This window comes from Cryobacterium sp. LW097, from assembly GCF_002205495.2.
Taxonomy (GTDB): domain Bacteria; phylum Actinomycetota; class Actinomycetes; order Actinomycetales; family Microbacteriaceae; genus Cryobacterium; species Cryobacterium zongtaii.
In genome coordinates this window covers 133766-159051 of record NZ_CP021992.1, presented here as the reverse complement: position 1 = coordinate 159051, position 25286 = coordinate 133766, and the positions used below count along the sequence as shown (strand labels likewise).

Here is a 25286-nt window from a genome sequence, read left to right as displayed (position 1 = left end):
GTGGGTGGCGGACCAGGTCGCTCTCGTGAGCCCTGTACAACGGTGAGGCCGATCACACAGGGACGCCGGTTCTAGTCTCACACAGCATGAATCAACGTTTCGTGCGAATCGGCGCATGTAATGCGCGTTGCAAGCGGCGCGCACGCAACTTCGGCGCGTACACTGGTCGAATGGACAACCTCGATCGCGGCATCCTCGACCTTCTCCGCCAGAACGCCCGGGCGGGCTACGGAGACATCGGTTCTATCGTGGGCCTCTCTGCCTCCGCGGTGAAACGCCGCGTGGACCGGCTGGTCGCCGACAAGGTCATCCGCGGCTTCACCATCCAGGTCGACCCGTCGATCGACGGCATGAGCACCGAGGCCTACGTCGAGCTGTTCTGCCGGGGCACCGTCGCGCCCGACGAGTTATTGCGCATCCTCTCCGGCGTGCCGGAGGTCGTGGATGCCGGCACCGTGACCGGCAGCGCCGACGCGATCGTGCACATCCGGGCCCGCGACATCCCCGGCCTCGAGGCGGCGCTGGAGAAGGTGCGGCTGGCCCCGAACGTCGACCACACCCGGAGTGCCATCGTGCTCACCAGGCTGATCCACCGCAGCGCGGAGTAGCCGCACGGCCCTTGACGGGCGCACCCCGGCTTGTTAGCTTGGTACAAATACCAAACAAACGAGGATGCCCGTGGACGCGTACGAGATCACCCTGCTGGTCGTGGCCGGACTGCTGACGGTCGTCTTCGCGTGGCAGCTTCGGCCAGGTGCCGTCATTCGCCCGGATGCGCTGCGAGATACCGCCCGACGCGCCGGCCTGGCCATCACACCGGAGGTCGAGCCTGTCCTGATCGCGCGCATCCGTTCGCGGACCCGCGGCGTGTTGGTCGGCACCCTGATCGCTCTGCTCGTTTCGACAGCTTCTCTTATCGCGCTACCGGAATCACCGGACGGCGGCATATGGTCCGGGCTGATGCTCATCGTTCTGACCGGCCTGGGTGGCGCCGTCGGACTGTGCGTTGCGGAGTTCAGGTCGGCGTTCGTCTCGCTCGGCGATCGTCCTCGCGTGGCGCGGGCGCCCACGCCGCGCCGTGCGGACTATCTCTCCACCGTCGACCTCTGGTGCGGTCCCGTTGCCATGGGTGTCAGCGGAGTGGCACTGGCCGCCGTGGCCGCGCTGATCCTGGTCGGTCCCGACGACGCGCTCAGTGACGCGAGCATCCCTTCTCTGTGGTGGCCCGGCTTTGTGCTGTGGATCATCTCGCTCGCATCGGCCGGAGTCGGCCGCATCCTGTCGACTCGCTTGGTGGGGCGGGGCCAGCCCGCCGGCAACGACATGGAGTTGGCGTGGTCCGACGCTCTCCGCAGTTGGACGCTGCGTGCACTGGTGCAGACTCCCGCGCTGGGGGCGCTCTGCAGTGTGGTCGTGGTGCTGACCTCCGTCAGCTCGGCGGTGACACCCTCGTCGGGAACCGGAACCGCCATGTCTGTGGCCTTTTCCATCGTGCCACTGGTCATGGGCTCGGTGGGTGTGGCTCTGCTCTCGATGGGGTCACGCCGTCCGCCGCACTACCTCACCCGGCTCTGGCCGGACGTGGCCGCGGAGCTGCGCCGCGGCACACACGGAGTAGCCGCTCCGGTCGAGAGCGGCCGCCCGTGAGACTCGTCGTCGACCCACGCTCAACCACGCCCCCCTTCGAGCAGATCCGCATCCAGGTGATCGAGGCCGTGCGCACCGGCACCCTGACGCCCGGCGACAAGCTGCCCACGGTGCGCCGTCTGGCCGAAGACCTGGGCCTCGCCCCCAACACCGTGGCGCGCAGCTACCGTGCGCTGGAGCAGGACGAGGTGATCGAGACGCGCGGGCGGCTGGGTTCCTTCGTGGCTGCCACCGGGGATGCGACGCAGCGGCAGATGCAGCTCGCCGCGGTGGCCTACGCCGACCGGGCGAAATCGCTCGGGGTCGACCCCGGTGAGGCACTGACCATCGTGCGCGGGGCGTTGGGGCTGCCGGGCTGAGCCGACCGGGCGGGCGTGGTCCGGCACCGCGTAGCTGAGGTCAGGCACCGCGCAGCTCAGCGAGAACCGCGTCGAGACGGCGCTGACGGGTGGCGTCGGTCTTGGCGCTTTCGAGCGCGAGCACGTGCTTGCGCTGGTTGCTGTAGGAGAGGGCGTCGAAGGCGGTGCGTGCTGCCGTGTCCGCGGCGAGCGCGGCCCGCAGCACGTCGGGCTCATCGACGGTGCGCGGTTGATCGTCGAGTTCGATGGTCACGTCCACCTCATCGCCGCCCGCCACCCCGGCCTTGATGCGATTCTCGGCGCTGAGGGCGATCATGTAGGCGCCCCGGTACGGTGCCACCGAGCTGCGGTAGCTGTGCCCGTTGAGGGTGACGGTGATGGCGTGCCGCTTGCCGGGGCCGAGCGCCGCGACCACCTCCTCTGGCACGGGGATGCCCGTGGCGGTGGCACCGGATTGCTCGATGACGGTGCGGAAGTCCATGGTGCGAGTATGCCGCCGTCGGTCGGATCTCGACAAGCACCCTGCGCGCATCGCCTGCGAATTGCGGCGTTGCGCCCCTTCAGCACGCCCGAAGGGGCACCTTGGCGCGACTCACGGCCTCCCCGCTCGCGCGCGCTGTGCGGGTCAGGCGCCGCTGTGCAGGTGTAGCGCCAGGGGCATCCGGGGCTTTGAGAGCGATATGCGGGTCAAGCGCCGGTAGGCGGGTGGCGTGCCACCCGCGCAGCGGCGCCTACCCCGCCCGCCGAGCTATGCGGGCCACGCGCCGCTTTGCGGGGCACGCGCCGCTTTGCGGGGCACGCGCCGCAGTGCGGGTCAGGCGCCGTTAGTCGAGGGCTCAGGCGGTGCGGTAGGACTCGGCGAGGCGGGCCAGGCCCTCGTCGAGGGAGACCGCCGGGGTCCAGTGCAGGTCGGCGCGGGTGCGGCGCTGATCGAACCAGTGCGCGGTGGAGAGCTGCTCGGCGAGGAACCGGGTCATCGGCGGTTCATCCTCGCCCGGGAACACCCGCCAGGCCGTCTCGATGACGGAGCCGGCCGCACGGGCGACACTCGCCGGCACGCGCCAGGCCGGTGCTGCAACGCCCGCCGCCGCGCAAATGCCGGCCAGCAGTTCGGCCACCGGCCGGGGCTCACCGTTGGTGATGACGTAGGCGTTGCCGTGTACGGCATCCACCCGCTCGAGCGCGGCCGCGATGGCGTCGGCGGCGTTGTCGATGTAGGTGCTGTCGATGAGAGCGGCGCCGTGCCCGAGCAGCGGCAGCCGGCCGGCCCTGGCGCGTTCCACGATCCGCGCGATCAGCTGGGTGTCGCCGGGGCCCCAGACCAGGTGCGGCCGCACGGCGACGACCCGCAGCTCGGCCGAGTCCGCGGCGAGCGCCAGCAGCTCGGCGGCGGCCTTGGTGCGGGCGTAGTCGCCTCGGGCGTGGTCGGGGTCGGCGGGTAGCGCATCACTGCCGGTGATGGATGCCCCGGAGTGGGCGACCGACGGCGACGACACGAAGACCAGGCACTGCACGTTCGCCGTGCGGGCGGCGGCGATCAGGGTGCGGGTGCCGCCCACGTTCACGGTCTCGAACTCGGCGGGCGGGCCGGCGAGGGAGACCTTGGCGGCCAGGTGCACGATGGCGTCGACCCCGGCGACGGCCGCGGCGACGTCGGCCGGCTCGGTGATCGAGCCCAGCGCGTCAGTGGCGCCGGCGACGCCGCTGGGCCGGCGCTGGAAGCAGCGCACCTCGTGGCCGGCGGCGACGATGGCGGCCGCGACAGCCCGGCCGAGAAAGCCGCTGGCACCGGTGACGAGCACCCTCATGGCTGGGTGAGCCTGGCGCCGGTGAGGATGCCGTGCGCCCAGCCGGCCAGGCGCGTGCGGTCGATCTTCGAGTTGTGGCGGATGTCGGTGGGCAGGTGGGGAACGACGAGCACGGCCGCGACCGGCTGGCCGGCGACGCCGCGCACGGCCGCGGCGAGCGCAGGCTCGGCCAGGCCGACCCGGGTGGCCGGCGGCACAGTCTCGACGACGATGACGACCTGCTGGCTGCCGGCCGGTCCGACGCCCACGGCGGCGGCGCGGTCGACGCCGGCCAGGGCCGAAACGGCTAACTCCGGTCCGACGGGGGTGACGACACCGTGCGGCGTGGTGATCACGTGTGGCAGGCGACCCTCAACCCAGAGCCGGCCGGAGGCGTCGAGGTGACCGACGTCGCCGGTGCGGTGCCAGCGCTCTCCGGGGGTGACCATGCGGGTGGCGGCCTGGTCGGTGAGCCAGAGCCTGTCGTAGTGGTCCTTCACGTGCGGAGCCGAGACCACGATCTCGCCGGTGACCTGCGGAGCTTCGGAGAGCTCTCCGACGGCGGTTCCCGTTTCGTCGAGGGCGCTGATGCGCACTCGGGTGGTCGCCGTGGGGCGGCCGACGCAGACGCCGCCGGGGCCGCGCGCCTCGTCGTCGATGGCGGCCTCGCGGATGCCGTCGAGGGTGATGTCGGTCATCAGCAGGCCCTCGGTCATGCCGTACGGCGTGTGGGCGCTGGCTCCGGGCATCAGGGCGGCGGCCGAGGCCAGCAGAGGTTCGGACACCGGGGCGCCCGCTGAGAGGAAGCTCGTCACCCGGGCCAGGGCGGCACGGTCGGCCGGGGTCAGTTCACCCTGGGTCGCCACGACGTTGGCCAGCGCGGCCGGGGACAGGAACACGACGGTGGCGTCGATCGCGGCCACGGCGGCGGCGACCGCGGTGGCGGTCAGCGTCTTCGGGGCGGTGACGTCCATGTGCGGGGTCACCGAGCGGGCACCCAGAGCCGGGCCGAGCAGAGCGAACGGTGCGAAGCCGGCTACCAGGCCGGTGCCGCGGCCGACGCCGTACTGGGCGTGCAGCGCACGGCTGACGGCCGACAGCTGGCCGTGGGTGTAGACGACGCCCTTGGCGGGTCCGGTGGAGCCGGAGGTGAACAGCACCGCGGCGACGTCGTCCGGCTGGGGCGGTTCGGGAAGCTCTTCGTCCCGCCCCAGCGAGATCAGATCGGCGAGGGCGTAGGAGACGCCGAGGGCGCGACGGCTGGCGGTGGGAAGCCGGTTGACGGAGATCCTCTGGCCGGGCCAGCCGAGGGCCCTGGCGGCCATCAGGCCGGGCAACGCACCGATGACGTGGTCGGGGCGGGCGCCGCGGACCGCGCGGGTCAGGCCGGTGAGTCCGAGACCGGCGTCGGCCACGACCACGATCGCGCCGAGGCGGATGCACGCGTAGAGCACCGCGGTGAGGTCGGCGCTGGGCGGCACGAGCAGGGAGACGCGGTCGCCGCGGCGCACGCCGATCTGGTGCAGACCGGCCGCGATCTCGCGGACCCGGCGGGAGAGCAGCCGCCAGCTGACCACGCGGGGGTCGGTGCCCTTGCCGGGAGCCATGTCGATGAGGGCGGTCTCGTCGCTGTCCCGCAGCTCGTCGAGGTAGTGCCAGAGGGGCTGGAGTACGTCGGCAGGCGCCGTCTGGGTCTCGACAAGCTCGACCACCGGGCTCAGCTCGACCAGGCTCTCGGCAAGCCAGCCGAGTGCGGCGCCGGCGTAGTCCACGTCTTCGGCGATGAGGTGTCCGGCACCCTCGAAGCGGTGCACGGCGGCGTGCGGCAGCCGGTCGCTGAGGTCGTCGAGGTACCTGTCGCTGAAGATCGGGTCCCGCGGACCCCAGAGCAGCAGGGCGGGAACCGTGAGCGAGCGGAGCGACTCGGCGATGCGGTCGAGCTCCGCGTGGCTGTCGTGGCGGGCGTCCACCGGGATGTCGGCGACGAAGCCGCCGATGCCGCCGCGGCGGGCGGGGGTGCGGTACGGCGCCCGGTAGGCGTTCTTGACCGCAGCCGGCAGGGCCGGGTGCCCGAGCGCGAGGGTGGTGTCCAGGAACGCCGTGGTGGTCACGGTGCCGGCACCGAGCACACCGCGGGCGAGCGCGAGGCGCAGCGGGGCGGGGATGGGTTCGGTGTCGCTCTGATGGATGGCGGTGTTCAGCAGCATGACGCCGGCGAGGTGCTCGGGGTGGTCGACGGCCCAGCCCAGGGAGACCACGCCGCCCCAGTCATGGCCGAAGGTCACCACCGGACCGGTGAGGCCGAGGGCACGGGTCAGGTCGTCGAGGTCGCGCACTCGTCGGGCGAGCGGGCGGGCGACGCCGGTGCGCTCCGAGAAACCCATGTCGAGCTGGTCGACCGCGATGACGCGCCAGGCCGGCCGGCCGGTGGTCGCCGCCGCGGTGGCCTGGGCCACGAGGTCACGCCAAAGGTAGGACCAGGTGGGGTTGCCGTGCACGCACAGGATCGTGCCGACCGGCTCCGCCCCGAGCGCGGCCAGCTGTTCGCCGTTGTCGAGCAGATGCCAGGCGTGACTGGCACCTGGCGCCGTGCCGTCATCAGCCAGGCTGCTCTCGACGACATCGACGATCCGGGACCAGTCCGGGTCCAGGCCGGGCAGCCCGCTCGGCGGCACGCTCGCCGGAGCGAGGGCCGTCGCGGTTCGCGGCAGCCGGAAGCTCACCACTGAATCTCCATCATGGCCGTGTTGAGACCGGAGCCGACGCCCATCAGCAAGACCCGGTTGCCGGGCTGGAGCCGAGCGGCCTCTTCGGAGAGCGTGATCGGGATGGAGGCGGGCCCCACATTGCCATAGCTGGGGTAGGTCAGCGGCACCCTGCTGCGGTCCAGGCCGGTTGCCTTCACAATGGCGTTGGTGTGCACATCAGACACCTGGTGCAGGATGTAGCGGTCCATGTTCGACCAGCTCCAATCCCGCTTGGCTTCGGTCCAGGCCGACACGACGAGTTCCATGCCGCCCTTGAGCAGGGCCTTGGCGTCGGTGAACATGCCGTCGACGCTGCCGACGCAGAGGTCGTTAAACTGGGTGGCCGCCCGGGTCACGCCGCCGAGGATGCGGTGTCCCTCCGGATGCGCGTCGGCCCGGCCGAGCACGGCCGCAGCGGCGCCGGAGCCCAGCGTGAGGCTGGCGAACTCGCTCATGAAGTCCTTGCGTCCGATGTCGGGCCGGCCGAGGCGCTCGATGGTGTTGGTCTGGATCTCGTCGGCATCCTCGCCGTCGATGATCACGGCGTACTTGATCTGGCCGGAGTCGATGAGCTGGGCGGCCAGGGTCATGCCGTTGACGAAGCCCAGGCAGGCGTTGGCGATATCGAAGTTCGTGGCCGACGACGGCAGACCGAGTCCGTGGTGGATGCGCACCGCGACAGAGGGTTCCAGGTGCTTACGGGTGACCGAGGTGTTGATCATCAACCCCACCTCGCTGGGATCGACACCGGCTTGAGCGAGGGCACGTTTGCCCGCGGAGACGGCGGCGTCGTCGAAGGCCTGCCCCACGTCCCAATTGCGTCGTTCGTGCACTCCGGCGACGCGCTGCAGCAGCCCCTTGGGCAGGCGCAGTCGCTTGAGCGCCGGCTGCAGGCGAGCGTCGATCTCTTCGGAGGTGGTGATGCGCGGGGCGATGGTCGTGGCGACCGACAACAACGCGACATTGCGGTGCATCGTTGTTGCGTTTCCGTCCAACGGGGTCCCCTGTCGAGTTATGGGTGGCGACAAATCATGTCCTATCGATTTTCTCCCAGAAGTCTGGGTGTCAACCGTGCGTAAGCTGATGCCCACAGCGGCTCCGGATGTCGGTGGATGCGGCGACGCTTACCTTCCATTATCAGCCTTTCTGACGGTGGTGCCGTCACCGGGCCGCGCGCCCGGGTTCGGGGAGGGTCAGGAGAGGCGTGGCGTACCGGGTCTGGTGAGGGCGGCGGCCACCAGGAAGCAGGCACCACCCGTGATGGTGCCGACAGTAGCCCAGCTCGCCAGAAACTGTTGGCCGGACTCCGCTATCGGATACGCGCCGACCGCGGCGATGCCGAAGGCCACTGACCCCAGGAGGTTCAGCCAGGCACCCCGCCAGGTTCGGGCCTTCGGGTCCCACAGGGCATCTCGCCCGGTGGTCGCAACAACGGCGAGGAGACTGGAGAGCAGGAAGCAGACAGACCCGTAGGCATCCGGACGCCACCCGGTGCGCTCGGTGCCGCCGAGACTGGCCGCCAGAGCCGTCACGGTGCTCAGGTTGAAGAACAGGGTGCCGGCGAACTGGATGGCCGCGGCCCACCAGTCGAACCGGTCCGGCCGGTTGGTGGTGCTGCGCGGCGGCCGCCGACCGCTGAGATTGAGTTGGATGAACGCGGCGAGGGTGAAGAACAGTGAGCCGATGAAAAAGGTCAGGTTGTCGGCCACCGGGCCGACGGCATCCAAAAAACCGGGAACGGCACCCACGATGAAAAGCACCGACCCGATGATGAATCCCCAGGCCTCACGGCGCAGCCGGAGGAACGTCGGTGCTGCCACTGGATCACCTCGCCTTCGACCGCAGCCATTATTGCGCTAGATGACCTCATCAGTGAGGGTGCTCGGGTTGCCGAACCTGTGCGCGGTGATCGAGATCGCCTGTTCCCGGAGGAACGGCAGCAGCTCGACCCGTCCGGACTGGGTGACCGGATGCGCGTAGACGGCGATGTCCGGGCTGCCGCCGAGGGCGTGGGCGAAAGCCGTGGCTGCAACAGCGGCTCCGGCCTGCGGGTCGCTGCCGATCAGCCGCACCCGGCTCGTGCTGATTCCGCCGGCGGCAGCCCTGGCCAGCCATTCCTCGTCGCTTTCGATGATCACGGGGATATCGCGGGGAGCGAGGACCGCTCGCACCCTCGGCGGCACCGGCACGGCGCTGGAGACGACGAACCTGGACTTGGACAGCAGGCCGGCCGCGATCACGCGCAACAGCAGGGCCAGGCTGCCGTCGTCGCCCAGCCGTACGGTGACCGGCAGCGGGCGGTACCGGAACAGGTTGCGCTCCAGCCCGAGCGCGGACACGTCCGCGACAACGTCGAACTCTTCACGCCAAGCGAGGGCGTCGCTGAGCGCCGAGCGGCGCAACACGTCGAACTCCTCGTAGGGCAGCGACGGCTGAGAAGCCTCGATGAGATCGGTGATGCGCTGTTCGAGGCCCCGCAGGTGCAGGGTGGAGCTGTTGACTCCCGGATCGGTGACCCAGCCGCCCAGACCGAAGAGGTAGTTGGGGCCGCCGGCCTTGGAGCCGGGTCCGACCGCCGAGCGCTTCCAGCCGCCGAACGGCTGTCGCCGCACGATCGCGCCGGTGATCCCGCGGTTCACGTAGAGGTTGCCGGCCTGAACCGTGTCGACCCACTGGGCGATCTCGTCGGCGTCGAGCGAGTGCAGCCCGGCCGTGAGCCCGTAGTCGACGGCGTTCTGGTAGCGGATGGCTTCCTCGAGATTCCGGGCGTGCATGACACCGAGCACCGGGCCGAAGAACTCGGTGAGGTGGAAGTACGAGCCGGGGGCGACGCCGCTGCGGATGCCGGGCGACCACAGCTGCCCGACCCCGGTCTCGAGGTCGTCATCGAGCAGCTGGGGCTTGACCAGCCAGCTTTCGCCGGCGCCGAGCTCGGTCAGCGCGTGTAACAGCTTGCCGTCGGCGGGCTCGATGATGGGGCCCATCTGGCTGTCCGGGTCGGCGGGGCGGCCCACCCGGAGCGATGTCGCGGCATCCACCAGCTGGCCCAGGAATCGGGTGGACCGCGCGACCGACCCGACCAGGATCACCAGGCTGGCGGCGGAGCACTTCTGGCCGGCATGGCCGAAGGCGCTCTTGATCACGTCGGCGGCGGCCAGGTCGAGGTCGGCGGACGGGGTGACGATGATGGCGTTCTTGCCGCTGGTCTCGGCCAGGAGCGGGAGGTCCTCTCGCAGGCCGCGGAACAGCGTGGCGGTCTCGTAGGCACCGGTGAGGATGACCCTGTCAACGTCGGGATGGGCCAACAGCCGGCTACCGAGAGCCCGGTCGGGCAGGTCGACGAGGGCGAGAAGCTCGCGCGGAACCCCGGCCTCCCAGAGCGCTTCGACCATCACGGCGCCGGTGCGCTGGGCGAGAGCCGCCGGCTTGATGATCACGCCGGAGCCCGCGGCAAGGGCGGCGAGCACGCCGCCGGCCGGGATGGCCACCGGGAAGTTCCACGGCGGCGTGATCACGGTGAGCCGTGAGGGTACGAAGATGGCGCCCTGCACCCTGTCGAGCTCGCGGGCTTGTGCGGCGTAGTAGTGCGCGAAGTCGATGGCTTCGCTGACCTCCGGGTCACCCTCGGCGATGGTCTTTCCGGTTTCGGAGGCCATCACCTCGATCAGGCGGTCGCGGTTGGCGGCCAGGGCCAGACCCGCGCGGTGCAACACCTGGGCGCGCTCGATGCCCGGCTTCTGCCCCCAGGCGGCTCCGGCCGCGGTGACGGTGGCGATGACCTCATCGAGCCTGTCGGCGTCATCGATGCGGGCCTGCTTGATGCTCTCCCTGCCCAGCATCGACGTCTCGACCCTGGCCAGGATGCTCCGGCCCCAGGCGCGGTTCGCCGGGAGGGACGGGTCGGTGTCGGGTTCGTTGTGGAAACCGCCCAGAACCGACCGGCTCGTGGAGACCGAACCCCGGGTCAGGCCGAGCACCATCGCGGTGAGGTTGGGGTCGTCGGCGTCGGCCGGCGGGGTCGTCAGCGGGGGCGAGTCGATGTCGGGCAGGGGCTCGAGAGGCACAACCACCGAGCGGTCCTGGTCCCGGTTCGCCGGCGGCACGAACACGGTGCCGCCCGGCGCGCCCGGGGCGGTCTCGAGGGCGGCCAGAGAGTCGAGGAAGCGCTGTTTCTCCCGCTCGAACAGGGCCGGGGTGTCGGCCAGTTCGAACACCGCCGACATGAAGTTCTCCTCGCTCGCGTTCTCCTCGAGGCGGCGGATGAGGTAGCTGATGGCCACATCGAACTCCGCGGGGTTCACCACCGGCGTGTAGAGCAGCAGCCGGCCGACGTCCTTCTTCACGGCCTCGGCCTGGCTCGTGGCCATGCCCAACAGCATTTCGAACTCGATGCGGTCGTCTACACCGCGCTGCTCGGCGAGCAAGTGCGCATAGGCCACGTCGAACAGGTTGTGCCCGGCCACCCCGATGCGCACGGCGTCGGTGTTCTGCGGGGTGAGCGCCCAGTTGAGCACACGCTTGTAGTTGGTATCGGTGTCCTGCTTGCTGACGTAGGTGGCAAGCGGCCAGTCGTGCACCGTCGCATCCACGTGCTCCATCGCAAGGTTGGCCCCCTTGACCAGGCGCACCTTGATGGGGGCGCCGCCGCCGGCTCGGCGGGCGTGCGCCCACTGGGTGAGGCCTTGCAGCGCGCCGAGCGCGTCGGGCAGGTAGGCCTGCAGCACGATTCCGGCCTCGAGGCCCTGCAGCCGCGGCTGGTCGAGGATGCGTTCGAAGACCGCGATGGTGAGGTCGAGGTCGCGGTATTCCTCCATGTCGAGGTTGATGAACTTGGGTGTCGGTGACGCCGCGGCGAGCTCGTACAACGGGGTCAGGCGTTCGACGACCCTGTCGACGGCCTCGTCGAACGCCCACATCGACAGCTGGCTGGCGATCGAGGAGACCTTGATCGACACGTAGTCCACGTCGTCCCTGGCCAGGAGTTCGCGAGTGCCGGCGAGGCGACGCAGCGCCTCTTTCTCGCCCAGCACGGCTTCGCCGAGCAGATTGATGTTGAGCCGGTTGCCGGATTCCTTGAGTGCCTCGATGGAGGGGCCGAGCTTGTCTGCCGTCGCATCCACCACCAGGTGACCGACCATCTGGCGCAGCACCTTGCGGGCTGCCGGGATCACGACCCACGGCAGTACCGGGCCCATGACGCCGCCGACGCCGATGGCGCCTCGCAGAACCGGCGGCAGGAAGGCCGGCGCGAGCTTGGCCACCCGTTGCAGGTTGTAGCCGGCGACCATCACGTCCTCCGGTCGCATGACGCCGTCGACGAACCCCACGGTGAAGTCGAGCCCGTTGGGGTCCTTCAGTACGCCGGCGAGCCGCTCAGCGGAAACGTCTGCTGGGATCGTCGCACTGTCGGCCAGCCACTTGGTGACCAGGGCCACGACCTCCACACCGAGGTCCTGCTGCACGTTCGGGAGGCTATTGCTCATGCTCCCGAGGTTAGTCGCAGCAGCCCCTCAAGGTGCTCGTCCACGGCCGTGATGTGTCGGCGTTTCTCATCTTCGGGCAGGAACGAGGCCACGAACGAGTTGCGGGCCAGCGTCGCCATCTGGTGGTGATCCAGGCTGAACTCGCGCTGCAGGGCCGCCAGGTTGTCATCGACGTAGCCACCGAAGTAGGCGGGGTCGTCGCTGTTGACGGTCACCAGAAGGCCGACGGCGAGCATGGCGGGCAGCGGATGCAGGCCGAGCATCGGAATGGCCCGCAGGCACACATTCGAGAGCGGGCACACCGTGAGCGGGATCTGCCGCTTGCGGAGAATCTCGACGAGGTCGTGGTCTTCGATGGCGCGGATGCCGTGATCAATCCGCTCCACCCCCAACAGGTCGAGGGCTTCGCGCACGTAGTCCGGCCCGCCCTCCTCGCCCGCGTGCGCCACCCTGTGCAGCCCGAGGGCCGTGGCCTTGGCGAAGACCTCGGTGAACAGGGAGGGCGGGAAACCGACCTCGGCGGAGTCGAGTCCGACGCCGATGAACTGGTCGAGGTACGGGAGGGCCGCCTCCAAGGTCTCCATTGCGGCCCGACCGCCCAGATGACGGAGGAAGCAGAGGATGAGGTCGGCGGAGATGCCCAGCGTGGCCCGGGCGTCGCCGAGGGCGCGTGTGAGGCCGCCGAACACCACGTCGAGGGGGATGCCGTTGGCCAAGTGGGTCTGCGGGTCGAAGAAGATCTCGGCACGGCGCACTCCTGCGGCGGATGCGCGGGTGAGGTACGCCATTCCGAGATCGTAGAAGTCGGCCTCGGTGCGAAGCACCGCCAGGTTTTCGTAGTAGATGTCGAGGAACGACTGCAGATCGGTGAACCTGTACAGCTCTCGCAAGGCCGCGGGGTCGTAGCTGGGCATTTCGACGTTGTTGCGTCGGGCCAGGGTCACGAGCAGCTCGGTCTCGAGGGTGCCCTCGATGTGCACGTGCAGTTCCGCGACGGGCCAGGTGGCGACGGTCATAGCTCTCTCCCCCGGATTAAGGTGAGTCCCCATCGTGCCATGTCCGCGAACTGTGAGTTGAGCACCGAAAACTCGCGGAACCGGGGGTGGGGTTAAACGCAGAAAAGCCACCCCGGGTGGGGTGGCTTTTCTGTGTGTTTCTAAGTTAAGTCCGGCGGTGTCCTACTCTCCCACAGGGTCCCCCCTGCAGTACCATCGGCGCAAAGAGTCTTAGCTTCCGGGTTCGGAATGTGACCGGGCGTTTCCCTCTTGCTATAGCCGCCGAAACACCTGGTGATGGTGAATCGATTCTATATTTTTTAGTTATAGAGCCCTCCGTGGAGGGCGTTTGTTCTCGACCGTACATCGAGAACCACATAGTGGACGCATAGCAGCTTATTCAAACTGAGTGTTATCAAATTATCGGCTTATTAGTACCGGTCAGCTCCAAGAGTCTTTAGTCCTCTCTTCCACATCCGGCCTATCAACGCAGTAGTCTAGCTGCGAGCCTCTCCCCCTAAGGGATGGAAATCTCATCTCGAAGCCGGCTTCCCGCTTAGATGCTTTCAGCGGTTATCCGTTCCGAACGTAGCTAATCAGCGGTGCTCCTGGCGGAACAACTGACACACCAGAGGTTCGTCCATCCCGGTCCTCTCGTACTAGGGATAGATCTTCTCAAATTTCCTGCGCGCGCAGCGGATAGGGACCGAACTGTCTCACGACGTTCTAAACCCAGCTCGCGTACCGCTTTAATGGGCGAACAGCCCAACCCTTGGGACCTACTCCAGCCCCAGGATGCGACGAGCCGACATCGAGGTGCCAAACCATGCCGTCGATATGGACTCTTGGGCAAGATCAGCCTGTTATCCCCGAGGTACCTTTTATCCGTTGAGCGACAGCGCTTCCACAAGCCACTGCCGGATCACTAGTCCCGACTTTCGTCCCTGCTCGACTTGTCAGTCTTACAGTCAAGCTCCCTTGTGCACTTACACTCGACACCTGATTGCCAACCAGGTTGAGGGAACCTTTGGGCGCCTCCGTTACTTTTTAGGAGGCAACCGCCCCAGTTAAACTACCCACCAGGCACTGTCCCTGAACCGGATCACGGTTCGAAGTTAGGTATCCAATATGACCAGAGTGGTATTTCAACGATGACTCCACCTGAACTAGCGTCCAAGCTTCAAAGTCTCCCACCTATCCTACACAAGCCACACCGAACACCAATACCAAGCTGTAGTAAAGGTCACGGGGTCTTTCCGTCCTGCTGCGCGTAACGAGCATCTTTACTCGTAATGCAATTTCGCCGAGTTCGCGGTTGAGACAGCTGGGAAGTCGTTACGCCATTCGTGCAGGTCGGAACTTACCCGACAAGGAATTTCGCTACCTTAGGATGGTTATAGTTACCACCGCCGTTTACTGGGGCTTAAATTCTCAGCTTCGCCTTGCGGCTAACCGTTCCTCTTAACCTTCCAGCACCGGGCAGGCGTCAGTCCGTATACATCGTCTTGCGACTTGGCACGGACCTGTGTTTTTAGTAAACAGTCGCTTCCCACTGGTCTCTGCGGCCTTCGAACGCTCCAGGAGTAAATCCCTTCACGCCTCAGGCCCCCCTTCTCCCGAAGTTACGGGGGCATTTTGCCGAGTTCCTTAACCACGATTCTCTCGATCTCCTTAGTATTCTCTACCTGATCACCTGAGTCGGTTTGGGGTACGGGTGACTAAAACCTCGCGTCGATGCTTTTCTTGGCAGCATAGGATCACTGATTTCGCCCTTACGGGCTACCCATCGGGTCTCAGGCTTAATGAACGACGGATTTGCCTATCGTTCGCCCTACATCCTTAGACCGGGACAACCATCGCCCGGCTCAGCTACCTTCCTGCGTCACACCTGTTAATACGCTAACCGCACCAGCATAGGGTCGCACGCTAGGCCTCACGCTTCACCCCGAAGGGATCCATCTAGAGGATTCAGATGCTTAGCATTACTGGATTAGCTTGGACGGTTTTTCATCAGTACGGGAATATAAACCCGTTGTCCATCGACTACGCCTGTCGGCCTCGCCTTAGGTCCCGACTTACCCAGGGCGGATTAGCCTGGCCCTGGAAACCTTGATCTTTCGGAGGACGGGTTTCTCACCCGTCTTTCGCTACTCATGCCTGCATTCTCACTCGTGTAGCCTCCACGGCTGGTTTACACCGCCGCTTCGCTGGCCACACGACGCTCTCCTACCCATCAACACGGCTGAACCAACACCACAAGGGTGCGGCTTACCAAAAATATCAATGCCACAACTTCGGTGGCGTGCTTGAGCCCCGTTACATTGTCGGCGCGGAATCACTTGACCAGTGAGCTATTACGCACTCTTTCAAGGGTGGCTGCTTCTAAGCCAACCTCCTGGTTGTCTATGCAACTCCACATCCTTTCCCACTTAGCACGCGCTTTGGGACCTTAGATGGTGGTCTGGGTTGTTTCCCTCTCGACGATGAAGCTTATCCCCCACCGTCTCACTGCTGCGCTCTCACTTACCGGCATTCGGAGTTTGGCTAACGTCAGTAACCTTTTAGGGCCCATCGGCTATCCAGTAGCTCTACCTCCGGCAAGAAACACGCAACGCTGCACCTAAATGCATTTCGGAGAGAACCAGCTATCACGAAGTTTGATTGGCCTTTCACCCCTATCCACAGCTCATCCCCTCCATTTTCAACTGAAGTGGGTTCGGTCCTCCACGACGTCTTACCGTCGCTTCAACCTGGCCATGGATAGATCACTTCGCTTCGGGTCTAGGACATGCGACTGAATCGCCCTATTCAGACTCGCTTTCGCTACGCATTCCCCTCTCGGGTTAAGCTCGCCACATATCACTAACTCGCAGGCTCATTCTTCAAAAGGCACGCTGTCACACCAACAAAGGGTGCTCCAACGGTTTGTAAGCAAACGGTTTCAGGTACTATTTCACTCCCCTCCCGGGGTACTTTTCACCTTTCCCTCACGGTACTTGTTCACTATCGGTCATGTAGGAGTATTTAGGCTTATCAGGTGGTCCTGACAGATTCACACGGGATTTCTCGGGCCCCGTGCTACTTGGGATACTCTTCGCGCCATTGGAACATTTCGACTACGGGGTTCGCACCCTCTATGACCAGGCTTTCAATCCTGTTCGTCTATATTCCTTTGTAACGCTCACTGTTCGGCAGAATCAGCAGAAAAGTCCCGCAACCCCGACCATGCAACGCCTGCCGGCTATCACACATGATCGGTTTAGCCTCTTCCGGGTTCGCTCGCCACTACTAACGGAATCACTATTGTTTTCTCTTCCTGTGGGTACTGAGATGTTTCACTTCCCCACGTTCCCTCTACCCGCCCTATATATTCAGGCGGGAGTCACCAGGTCACCTTGCGGGCCTGGCGGGGTTTCCCCATTCGGACATCCTCGGATCACAGTTCGTTTATCAACTCCCCGAGGCTTATCGCAGATTACTACGTCCTTCTTCGGCTCTACATGCCAAGGCATTCACCGTTTGCTCTTGAAAATTTGAAATCACATGAGTTTGAATCGATTAAGTGCCGCGAATAAATTCGCGACCGAAATTGACCAATGATCACACACTTCGAAAAGTGTGTTGATCTTTGTAATTTGACCCCGAAGGGTTCAAATTTAAGATGCTCGCGTCCACTGTGTAGTTCTCAAAGTACGGGCGGTACCCCTTACGACCAGCGGCTCCATCACTGAAGCTCGACTGCTGACCGAAAAAGGTCCAGAGGAAAAGTCCACTCACCACTCGAAAGTGATTCGTGTTCCGGTCCCTCAGGACCCAACAGCGTGCATATACATTCCCTCGACAACCAAACCGGTCCAACCCCCGAAGGAGCGTACTGAGTTCAACTGTTCTGTTTCTGTATCAATGTCAATGTTCCACCCATGAGCGCCATCGAAGAACATTCGTCTTCGTATGACTTGGCAGTGTTACTCCGCTGTATACAGACGGCACTGCTGTGCTCCTTAGAAAGGAGGTGATCCAGCCGCACCTTCCGGTACGGCTACCTTGTTACGACTTAGTCCTAATCACCGATCCCACCTTCGACAGCTCCATCCCTTGCGGGTTTGGCCACTGGCTTCGGGTGTTACCGACTTTCATGACTTGACGGGCGGTGTGTACAAGGCCCGGGAACGTATTCACCGCAGCGTTGCTGATCTGCGATTACTAGCGACTCCGACTTCATGAGGTCGAGTTGCAGACCTCAATCCGAACTGAGACCGGCTTTTTGGGATTCGCTCCACCTTGCGGTATTGCAGCCCTTTGTACCGGCCATTGTAGCATGCGTGAAGCCCAAGACATAAGGGGCATGATGATTTGACGTCATCCCCACCTTCCTCCGAGTTGACCCCGGCAGTATCCCATGAGTTCCCACCATTACGTGCTGGCAACATAGGACGAGGGTTGCGCTCGTTGCGGGACTTAACCCAACATCTCACGACACGAGCTGACGACAACCATGCACCACCTGTATAGAGACCTTGCGGGGCGACTGTTTCCAGCCGTTTCCTCTATATGTCAAGCCTTGGTAAGGTTCTTCGCGTTGCATCGAATTAATCCGCATGCTCCGCCGCTTGTGCGGGCCCCCGTCAATTCCTTTGAGTTTTAGCCTTGCGGCCGTACTCCCCAGGCGGGGAACTTAATGCGTTAGCTGCGACACGGAGACCGTGGAATGGTCCCCACATCTAGTTCCCAACGTTTACGGCATGGACTACCAGGGTATCTAATCCTGTTCGCTCCCCATGCTTTCGCTCCTCAGCGTCAGTTACGGCCCAGAGATCTGCCTTCGCCATTGGTGTTCCTCCTGATATCTGCGCATTCCACCGCTACACCAGGAATTCCAATCTCCCCTACCGCACTCTAGTCTGCCCGTACCCACTGCAGGCCCGAGGTTGAGCCTCGGGTTTTCACAGCAGACGCGACAAACCGCCTACGAGCTCTTTACGCCCAATAATTCCGGACAACGCTTGCACCCTACGTATTACCGCGGCTGCTGGCACGTAGTTAGCCGGTGCTTTTTCTGCAGGTACCGTCACTTTCGCTTCTTCCCTACTAAAAGAGGTTTACAACCCGAAGGCCGTCGTCCCTCACGCGGCGTTGCTGCATCAGGCTTGCGCCCATTGTGCAATATTCCCCACTGCTGCCTCCCGTAGGAGTCTGGGCCGTGTCTCAGTCCCAGTGTGGCCGGTCACCCTCTCAGGCCGGCTACCCGTCGTCGCCTTGGTGAGCCATTACCTCACCAACTAGCTGATAGGCCGCGAGTCCATCCTTGACCGAAATTCTTTCCAACTCCTAGCCATGCGGCTGAAGTTCGTATCCGGTATTAGACACCGTTTCCAGTGCTTATCCCAGAGTCAAGGGCAGGTTACTCACGTGTTACTCACCCGTTCGCCACTGATCAGAAGGAGCAAGCTCCCTCGTCACCGTTCGACTTGCATGTGTTAAGCACGCCGCCAGCGTTCGTCCTGAGCCAGGATCAAACTCTCCGTAAATGTTTAATAGCCTCACCACCGAAGTGATGGGCACATCTAGTGCCGAAAGCCACCGGAATAGGCGAACAATCAGCAAGTTTGAAACTGACAGAACAAATCATTACTGACTTGCTTTGTTGTTTAAATGTTTTCCAAAGGAATCTCTTTCGCGGTATCCCCTAGAAAGGGACCCTACGACCGAGGTTTTTGGCATTTGACATTGTGCACGCTGTTGAGTTCTCAAGGATCGGACGCACCCGACTTCAGGCCTAATGGCTGTCGCTCCGGGGCACTTCGATGTTTGTTCTTGTTGTCTGCTTGGATTTCGGTTAGGAAATTCGAAGCAAACTTCATCAAGCTGTACAAAGCGAAGAATCGCTTTCTTTTCTGCTTGGATTTGGTCCCGCTTGAGGCCGGTAGCTCTTCGGCTTTCCGAACCTGTGGGGTGACGAGAGATGACATTACGGGGATTCTGGGGGGGTCGCAAATCCCATCCGCATCCCGGGCGTGTCGCCCCGGCGAGGATAGGGTCGACAGACCAGCATCGGCGCTTGAGAAGGGCTCTAACATGGACTCCACACACGACATCGTGATCGTCGGAGGCGGCCATAACGGCCTCACCGCCGCGGCCTATCTGGCCAAAGCCGGGCGGAGTGTGCTGGTGCTCGAACGGGACGACCACGTGGGCGGAGCAGCGGTATCGGCCGCCGCCTTCACGGGGGTGGATGCCCGTCTGTCCCGGTACTCGTACCTGGTGAGCCTGCTGCCTGCCCGCATCATCGACGAGCTCGGCCTGTCGATCGAGCTGGCACGGCGGCGGTACTCGTCGTACACCCCGGATCCGGCCAACCCGGCGACCGGCCTGCTGGTGGATGCGGGCGATGCCGAGGCGACGCGGGCCTCCTTCGAGAGGATTGGAGCCGGGGCGGACATCGCGGGGTGGCAGCAACTCGGTGGCGACCTGGGGCATCTGGCCCGTGCGCTGTTCCCCACGGTATGCGAGCCGTTGCCCACCCGGTCAGAGGCCCGCCGGCTGGTCGGTGACGACGCCCTGTGGGACGAGTTCATCGAGCATCCGCTCGGCGACCTGCTCAACCGGCGATTCGGCTCCGACCTCGTGCGCGGGGTGGTGGCCACCGACGGCCTGATCGGCACGTTCACCTCGGTGCATGACGCGTCACTGGATGCGAACCGCTGCTTTCTCTACCACTCGATCGGAAACGGCACCGGGGACTGGGACGTACCCGTCGGCGGCATGGGTGCGGTGACCGGGGAGCTGGAGCGGGTGGCCCGCCAGGCCGGTGTGCGCATCCTGACGAGCGCAAAGGTCACCGGCATCGATCCGGACGGCACCGTGCGCTACCGGCATGAACACCGGGACGAGAGCACCGTGGGAAGCCACGTGCTGGCGAACGTGGCGCCGTGGGTGCTGGACGGCCTGCTGGGTGAACGCACACCGGACACCGTGAAGCCCGAGGGCGCCCAGGTGAAGGTGAACCTGCTGCTGAGTCGCCTCCCCCGCCTGCTGGATGCGTCGGTGTCGGCCGAGGCCGCGTTCGGCGGAACCTTTCACATCAATGAGACGCTCAGCCAGCTCGAGGACGCGTATCGGCAGGCCGGTGCGGGCCGGGTCCCCGATCTGGTCTCCTGTGAGATCTATTGCCACTCCCTCACCGATCCGAGCATCCTCTCGCCGGAACTGGTGGCGGCCGGCGCGCAGACCCTCACGGTGTTCGGCCTGCACACCCCCGACCGGCTCACCCGCCTGGACAACACCGCCGTCAGGGCCCAGTTGCAGGCCGCCGTCCTGGCCTCCCTCAACTCGGTGCTGGCCGAACCCATCGAGGACCTGCTGCTCCGGGATGCCGACGGCAGGCCGTGCATCGAGACCAAGACCACCGCGGACCTCGAGTCGGCGCTCAACCTGCCCGGCGGGGACATTTTCCACGGGCTCCTGTCCTGGCCGTTCCTGGAAGACGACGCACCCAGGGACACCGCCGCCCAGCGCTGGGGCGTGGCTACCCGGCATCCGCGGATTCTGCTCTGCGGAGCCGGCGCTCGACGCGGCGGCGGGGTCAGCGGACTCGGCGGGCACAACGCTGCCATGGCCGTGCTCGAGAGCGACTGAGGACTCTGGCGGCGGCCTCGAACTAGGCATAGCCTCAGAGGGAAGGCTCGTGTTTCACTCAACGTGGAGGTCACCATGCCCACCCAGCCCCTGCCCGGTCCGCCGGACGTCGCCCACGCCACAGGGCGGTTCGCCCACCGGGAGGACGGGCTCTACCTGCTCTTCGACCGCATCTTCCCTGCGGCCCCGGAGTCGGTGTGGGAGGCCGTGACCAAACCCGAGGGCCTGCACGGCTGGATCGGCACCTACACAGGGTCCCCTCGCACCGGGGCCGTGCGGTTCCGGATGGAATCGAAGAACGACTCGCAGTGGGAGTACGTGAGCATTCTGGAATGTGTCGAGTTCAAGAAGCTGGCGCTAGACATCGGCGAGGGCGAGGATGCCTGGCGGGTGATGGCGCATCTGTCGGGCGGATCCGGCAAGACCGTGCTGACCTTCGGGCTGCGGCTGCACTCCCCCGCCGAGGCCGCCACGTTCGGGCCGGTCTGGGACTACTACCTCGATAGGCTCGTCGCCTCCCGCACCCACCACCCGCTGCCGTCGTTCAGCAAGTACTACCCCGCGCTGCAGAGTCACTATCAAGAGCTCCTGGTGCCCAAGCCCACCCCTGCGCCAGCGAGCGAGGACCGCGCCTAGCCACTACTCCCAGATGCTGGGGGCCGGCGCCCGGGTAGCCGGCATGGCCACGTCGGCGCTCCACTCGAGCAGCCAGTCGGGCACGCTCACGTCGGCGGGCACGGCACCGACGGCGTCGGTGAGTTCGTCGATGGTGACCACGCCTCCCGTGCGTTTGAGGAACCGGCCGCGGATGAAGCCGCGGGCGTAGACCTCGACGTCGCCCGGTCTCGCATCCGGGCCCTCAACGGGCCGCACGAAGCGTTGCTCGACGTAAACGGCCTTGTCGTCGAAGCCCAGGATGCGCGACTCGACGGTGAACCGCTGGCCGAGCGTCAGTGACTTGCGAAAACTGATGGTCTCGGCCACCACCACCGGATACCAGCCCTTGGCCTGGAAGATCGCCCAGATTCCGGTGCGGTGCAGCATGTCGAACCTGGCGATGTCCATGATCGACAGGTACACGCCGTTGTTCATGTGCCGCAGGATGTCCTGGTCGGTGGGCAGGGTGATGAACCGCGTGCGGGCGACGTCGTAGTGCCCGAGGCGTGGGCCGAAGCGCGACAGCAGGCTGTGGAGCAGGGTTCGAAAGAACATGTGCACCCGATGATGCTAGCGGGCGGCGGCCTCCGACAGCTCGCGCAGGGCCGACGTCTCGTCGATGGTCTGCAGCACCCTGTCGCGCAGCACAATCCGGCCGCGGGCCACGGCGTGTCGCACGTCGGTGGCGGTGGCCGTGTAGGCCAGCGCAGACCATGGGTCACGGCCGGGCCTGCTGTTCAGTGTGTCGATGCGCACGACCTGGAGGTCGGCCTGCATGCCGGGCTCGATCGTGCCCACGTCGGCCAGACCGAGGGCGCGGGCGCCGTCGACGGTGCCGAGCCGCACGGCGCGTTCGGCGCTGATCATGGTGGGGTCGTTGCTGGTGCCCTTGTGCAGCAGCGCGGCCATCCGCACGGCGGCGTACATGTCGAGGGAACCGGCGGAGGCGGCCCCATCGGTGCCCAAGCCCACGGCGGCGCCGTGCTGCAACAGCTCGGGCAGCCGGGCGATGCCGCAGCCGAGCTTGAGGTTCGACATCGGGCAGTGCGCCACGGCGGCGCCGCTGGCGGCGATGCGGGTGACCTCGTCGTCGGTGAGGTGCACGGCATGGGCCAGGACGGTGTGGTTGGTCAGCAGCCCGGCCGCATCGAGCACGGCGACCGGCCGGTCACCGTTGACCTGAACCGTCAGCGCCAGTTCGCCGAGGCTCTCAGAGGCGTGCGTGTGGATGCGGGCGCCGCGCGAGGCGGCCAGCTCCCGAATGCTCTCCAGCTGGTCGCTACTGAGGGTGTAGGCCGAGTGGGGCATCACCCAGAGGTCGTCGTCGGGCGACTCGGTGCGGTTGTCGGTGAGGATCGATCTGGCTTCCTCGAGCATGCCCGCGAAGTCGCGGCCCTCGGGGTCCGCGTTGCCGAGGAAGGTGGGGCCGTTCAGTAGCCGGAATCCGGCCTCCGCCGCGACAGCACGGCTGGCCCGCGGGAACCAGTACATGTCCAGCGCCGTGGTGGTGCCGCCCAAGAGGCACTCGGCGATCCCGGCCCTGGTGCCGACGGCGACAGTCTCGGCGCTGAGGGTGGCGAGTTCGGCGCCGACCATCCGCTCGAGGAACACCTCGAGGGTGACGTCGTCGGCCGCGCCCCTGAACAGGTTCATGGCCAAGTGGCTGTGGGTGTTCACCCAGCCGGGGGCGATCACGCAGCCCGGGCTCTCGAGCACCTCCGCCGCGTCGTACCGGGCGAGCAGGTCGGCGGCCGGCCCGACGCCGACGATGATCCCGGCACGGATGGCGACGGCGCCGGCCTCGATGATCGTGCCAGCGGCGTCGACGGTGAGCACGGCATCCGCGGTGAGGATCAGGTCGACGTGGTCGGTGGCCATCAGACGAGCTCCGGCAGGGCGACGAGGGCGTCGAGGGTGACGGAGATGCCGCGACTGACGCCATCCGCCACGACGGTGCGATGCGGGTCGTATCCGGTGGTGTCGACGAGGTCGTCGGCGGTGGCGCCGTCGATCACGAGGCCGCCGCCCGCGCGCACGCCGCGGGTGGAGGCGAGCACGAGCAGGGCCGAGAGTTCCATTTCGATGGCGAGCACGCCGAGCTTGACGTAACCGGCCTGGTTGAGATCGATGATTCCCGGGTAGAAGGCCGCCCGGGTCCAGACGATTCCGCGGTGGTGGGGGGCGTCGTGCCGCAGGGCTGCCTCGGCCAGTGCGATCACGACCTCGGGATTCGCGGCCGCCGGGTAGCTCTCCGGCACCAGCTGGTGGGTGACGCCGTCGTCGCGCACGCAGGACTCGGCGATGATCAGGTCGCCGTCGCCGATGCCACGCAGCAGGGCTCCGGCGGTGCCAAGCCTGATGATGGTGTCCACGCCGGCATCCATCAGCTCCTGGAACAGACAGATGGCGCCGGGGGCGCCCACACCGTGCGAGGAGACGACGACGGTGCTGCCGTTCCAGTCACCGACGAACGAGCGATACTCACGCTGGTGGGCGACCTCGCGCACGTTGTCGAGCAGGTGGGAGATCTGCTCGGCCCGGAACGGGTCACCGACGACGAGGGCGCGGGTGGGTAGCCCGGTCTTGGGGAGCCCGGTCACCGGGAACGTGTCGGCCTGGCTCATGTGTGCTCCTCGTGGCTGGCGCGGCCCGAATGGCCTGGCAAGTGTCGAACTTGTCTACCATGCCCGGGCAGACCCGCGCAGACCCGCGCCGGCCGGGGAGCTAGGCCAGGGCGGGCTCGGCCTGAGCAGGCGTGGACCGAGCCTGGGCGGGCAGCGCCGCCACCTTGCGCACGAATGAACCCAGACGGCGGTAGACCTCCTGCGATTCGGGGTGCCGGGCGTCCTGCTGCCAGGTGTGCCGGGTGTTGGTGCGGTGCCGGCCGTAGATCACCGTGTCCGCCAGGATGGACCGTCGGCGCAGGGCCTCGATGAAGTTGAGGTTGGCCCGGTAGAAGTAGTCGCGCTCGGAGGTCGTGATGAAGACCGGCGGGAAGCCCTTGTCGAGCCACTCGATGGGCGAGAGGAATCGGGCGGCGTCGCGCAGAGACATTCCGGGGCTGCGTTCGGGGAGCAGCATCCGCAGGAAGTTGAGGCTGAGCACGAAGCCGCGCTCGAACATGACCGAGAAGTCGGCGATACTGCAGTGCTGCACGAGTCCGCGCAGGTGGCCGGCCTCGATCGGCAGGTCGAGGTTGTAGTGCGCGGCGAGGGTGTCGTCGTTGGCCGCGGCGGTGAGCAGGGCCGCGATGTGCCCGCCCGCCGAGTCGCCGCCGAGAACGATGCGGGTGGGGTCTCCGCCGTATTCGACGATGTTGCGCTGGACCCAGGTGAGCACAGCGTTGGCGTCGTCGAGCATGTGGCCGATCTTGAATCGAGTGGCCATGCGGTAGTTGGCGTTGACGACCACCATGCCCTCGACCGCCTGGCTGGCGGCGTACTTGGTGAGCGGCGCCTTGTCGCCGGAGGTCCAGCCGCCGCCGTGGAAGTAGATGTAGACGGGCAGCGGGCTCGGTGGCCTGGTCACGTCGTGGCTGTCGGGGTGACCGTCGTGGTGCTCGTGCGGCACGAGAACGTCGAGGCGGTGATCACGGATGCCGTCGCCCACGTAGTCAAGGTCGAAGTGGTAGTCGACGTCGTCGATCGGGTCGGCGTTGAACTTGTGCAGTTCGCCCGGCGCGATGCGCGTCATGATCGCTTTCCAGAGCCACACCGGCACCCTGGACAGGCCGGTTTCCCGGTGCGTGAGGTGCGAGTCCGCGGAGGGGCCGGCAGCGGGGTCGAAGCTGGTGCTGGAGTGGGGGGACGAGTGAAACATGGTGCCTTACTGCCGACGTGGCGCTACCGGAAGCGGCTTCGAAGTGCCGACTGGCGTTGGTAGCGCTTGCATCGTTTTTTGCCGCGTGTAGAAGATAGGCGCGCAACCATGAGATGACCTGAGAATCTCTCACGTGGCTCGAATCGACCGTCCCCTT

Annotated in this window: 16 protein-coding genes and 3 rRNA genes; 5 read left to right on the top strand and 14 right to left on the bottom strand. The window is 65.9% G+C overall.

Annotation, left to right across the window (positions count from 1 at the left end; all coding sequences use genetic code 11):
* Positions 1-170: 170 nt before the first annotated feature.
* The 3 genes from B7495_RS00700 (at position 171) to B7495_RS00690 (ending at position 2006) form a co-directional block, all read left to right on the top strand.
* Positions 171-608 (top strand): Lrp/AsnC family transcriptional regulator, encoded by a 438-nt coding sequence (locus tag B7495_RS00700; RefSeq protein WP_088454895.1) that lies wholly within the window; start codon positions 171-173, stop codon positions 606-608.
* A 70-nt stretch (positions 609-678) separates the two neighbouring features.
* Positions 679-1647 (top strand): hypothetical protein, encoded by a 969-nt coding sequence (locus tag B7495_RS00695; RefSeq protein ID WP_134497274.1) that lies wholly within the window; start codon positions 679-681, stop codon positions 1645-1647.
* Positions 1644-2006 carry a GntR family transcriptional regulator gene (locus B7495_RS00690; RefSeq protein WP_088454893.1) on the top strand — a complete coding sequence of 121 codons (363 nt, stop codon included), beginning with the start codon at positions 1644-1646 and terminating at the stop codon, positions 2004-2006. The genes B7495_RS00695 and B7495_RS00690 overlap by 4 nt, the downstream gene beginning before the upstream one ends.
* A 40-nt stretch (positions 2007-2046) precedes the next feature.
* Here the strand turns inward: B7495_RS00690 and B7495_RS00685 are convergent, their stop codons facing one another.
* The 10 genes from B7495_RS00685 to B7495_RS00640 form a co-directional block, all read right to left on the bottom strand.
* Positions 2047-2487, bottom strand: coding sequence for a YdeI/OmpD-associated family protein (locus tag B7495_RS00685; RefSeq protein ID WP_088454892.1), 441 nt, complete (start codon positions 2485-2487; stop codon positions 2047-2049).
* 355 nt (positions 2488-2842) lie between these two features.
* A complete protein-coding gene (locus tag B7495_RS00680; RefSeq protein ID WP_088454891.1) occupies positions 2843-3814 on the bottom strand; it encodes an NAD(P)-dependent oxidoreductase in 972 nt (323 codons plus the stop codon).
* Positions 3811-6516, bottom strand: coding sequence for an alpha/beta fold hydrolase (locus tag B7495_RS00675; RefSeq protein WP_088457797.1), 2706 nt, complete (start codon positions 6514-6516; stop codon positions 3811-3813). The genes B7495_RS00680 and B7495_RS00675 overlap by 4 nt, the downstream gene beginning before the upstream one ends.
* Entirely contained in the window at positions 6513-7514 is a 1002-nt protein-coding gene (locus B7495_RS00670; RefSeq protein ID WP_088454890.1) for a 3-oxoacyl-ACP synthase III, read from the bottom strand. Before B7495_RS00670 ends, B7495_RS00675 begins: the two co-directional genes overlap by 4 nt.
* 219 nt (positions 7515-7733) lie before the next feature.
* Positions 7734-8360 carry a hypothetical protein gene (locus B7495_RS00665; RefSeq protein WP_088454889.1) on the bottom strand — a complete coding sequence of 209 codons (627 nt, stop codon included), beginning with the start codon at positions 8358-8360 and terminating at the stop codon, positions 7734-7736.
* A 36-nt stretch (positions 8361-8396) separates the two neighbouring features.
* A complete protein-coding gene (locus B7495_RS00660) occupies positions 8397-12023 on the bottom strand; it encodes a bifunctional proline dehydrogenase/L-glutamate gamma-semialdehyde dehydrogenase (RefSeq protein ID WP_088454888.1) in 3627 nt (1208 codons plus the stop codon).
* Positions 12020-13039, bottom strand: coding sequence for an adenosine deaminase (locus B7495_RS00655; protein WP_088454887.1), 1020 nt, complete (start codon positions 13037-13039; stop codon positions 12020-12022). The genes B7495_RS00660 and B7495_RS00655 overlap by 4 nt, the downstream gene beginning before the upstream one ends.
* Positions 13040-13188: 149 nt before the next feature.
* Positions 13189-13305: ribosomal RNA gene (gene rrf, locus B7495_RS00650) — 5S ribosomal RNA — on the bottom strand.
* A gap of 124 nt (positions 13306-13429) precedes the next feature.
* Positions 13430-16557 (bottom strand): 23S ribosomal RNA (locus B7495_RS00645).
* A gap of 466 nt (positions 16558-17023) precedes the next feature.
* Positions 17024-18546 (bottom strand): 16S ribosomal RNA (locus B7495_RS00640).
* The 16S, 23S and 5S rRNA genes sit together here, the layout of an rRNA operon.
* A gap of 547 nt (positions 18547-19093) precedes the next feature.
* On the opposite strand from B7495_RS00640, the gene B7495_RS00635 reads away from it, so the two are divergent.
* Both B7495_RS00635 and B7495_RS00630 read left to right on the top strand, forming a co-directional pair.
* A complete protein-coding gene (locus B7495_RS00635; RefSeq protein WP_088454886.1) occupies positions 19094-20653 on the top strand; it encodes an NAD(P)/FAD-dependent oxidoreductase in 1560 nt (519 codons plus the stop codon).
* Positions 20654-20728: 75 nt separating this feature from the next.
* The gene (locus B7495_RS00630; RefSeq protein ID WP_088454885.1) at positions 20729-21289 is read left to right on the top strand and encodes an SRPBCC domain-containing protein; all 561 of its coding nucleotides are present in this window, start codon (positions 20729-20731) and stop codon (positions 21287-21289) included.
* 3 nt (positions 21290-21292) lie between these two features.
* Here B7495_RS00630 and B7495_RS00625 read toward each other — a convergent pair whose 3' ends face one another.
* The 4 genes from B7495_RS00625 to B7495_RS00610 form a co-directional block, all read right to left on the bottom strand.
* The gene (locus tag B7495_RS00625) at positions 21293-21871 is read right to left on the bottom strand and encodes a thioesterase family protein (protein WP_240632328.1); all 579 of its coding nucleotides are present in this window, start codon (positions 21869-21871) and stop codon (positions 21293-21295) included.
* Between the two features lie 9 nt (positions 21872-21880).
* Positions 21881-23188, bottom strand: a complete 1308-nt coding sequence (locus B7495_RS00620) for an amidohydrolase family protein (RefSeq protein WP_088454883.1) — start codon at positions 23186-23188, stop codon at positions 21881-21883.
* The gene (locus B7495_RS00615) at positions 23188-23934 is read right to left on the bottom strand and encodes a nucleoside phosphorylase (RefSeq protein ID WP_088454882.1); all 747 of its coding nucleotides are present in this window, start codon (positions 23932-23934) and stop codon (positions 23188-23190) included. Before B7495_RS00615 ends, B7495_RS00620 begins: the two co-directional genes overlap by 1 nt.
* 100 nt (positions 23935-24034) lie before the next feature.
* Entirely contained in the window at positions 24035-25129 is a 1095-nt protein-coding gene (locus B7495_RS00610; protein ID WP_240632327.1) for an alpha/beta hydrolase, read from the bottom strand.
* Positions 25130-25286 lie beyond the last annotated feature (157 nt).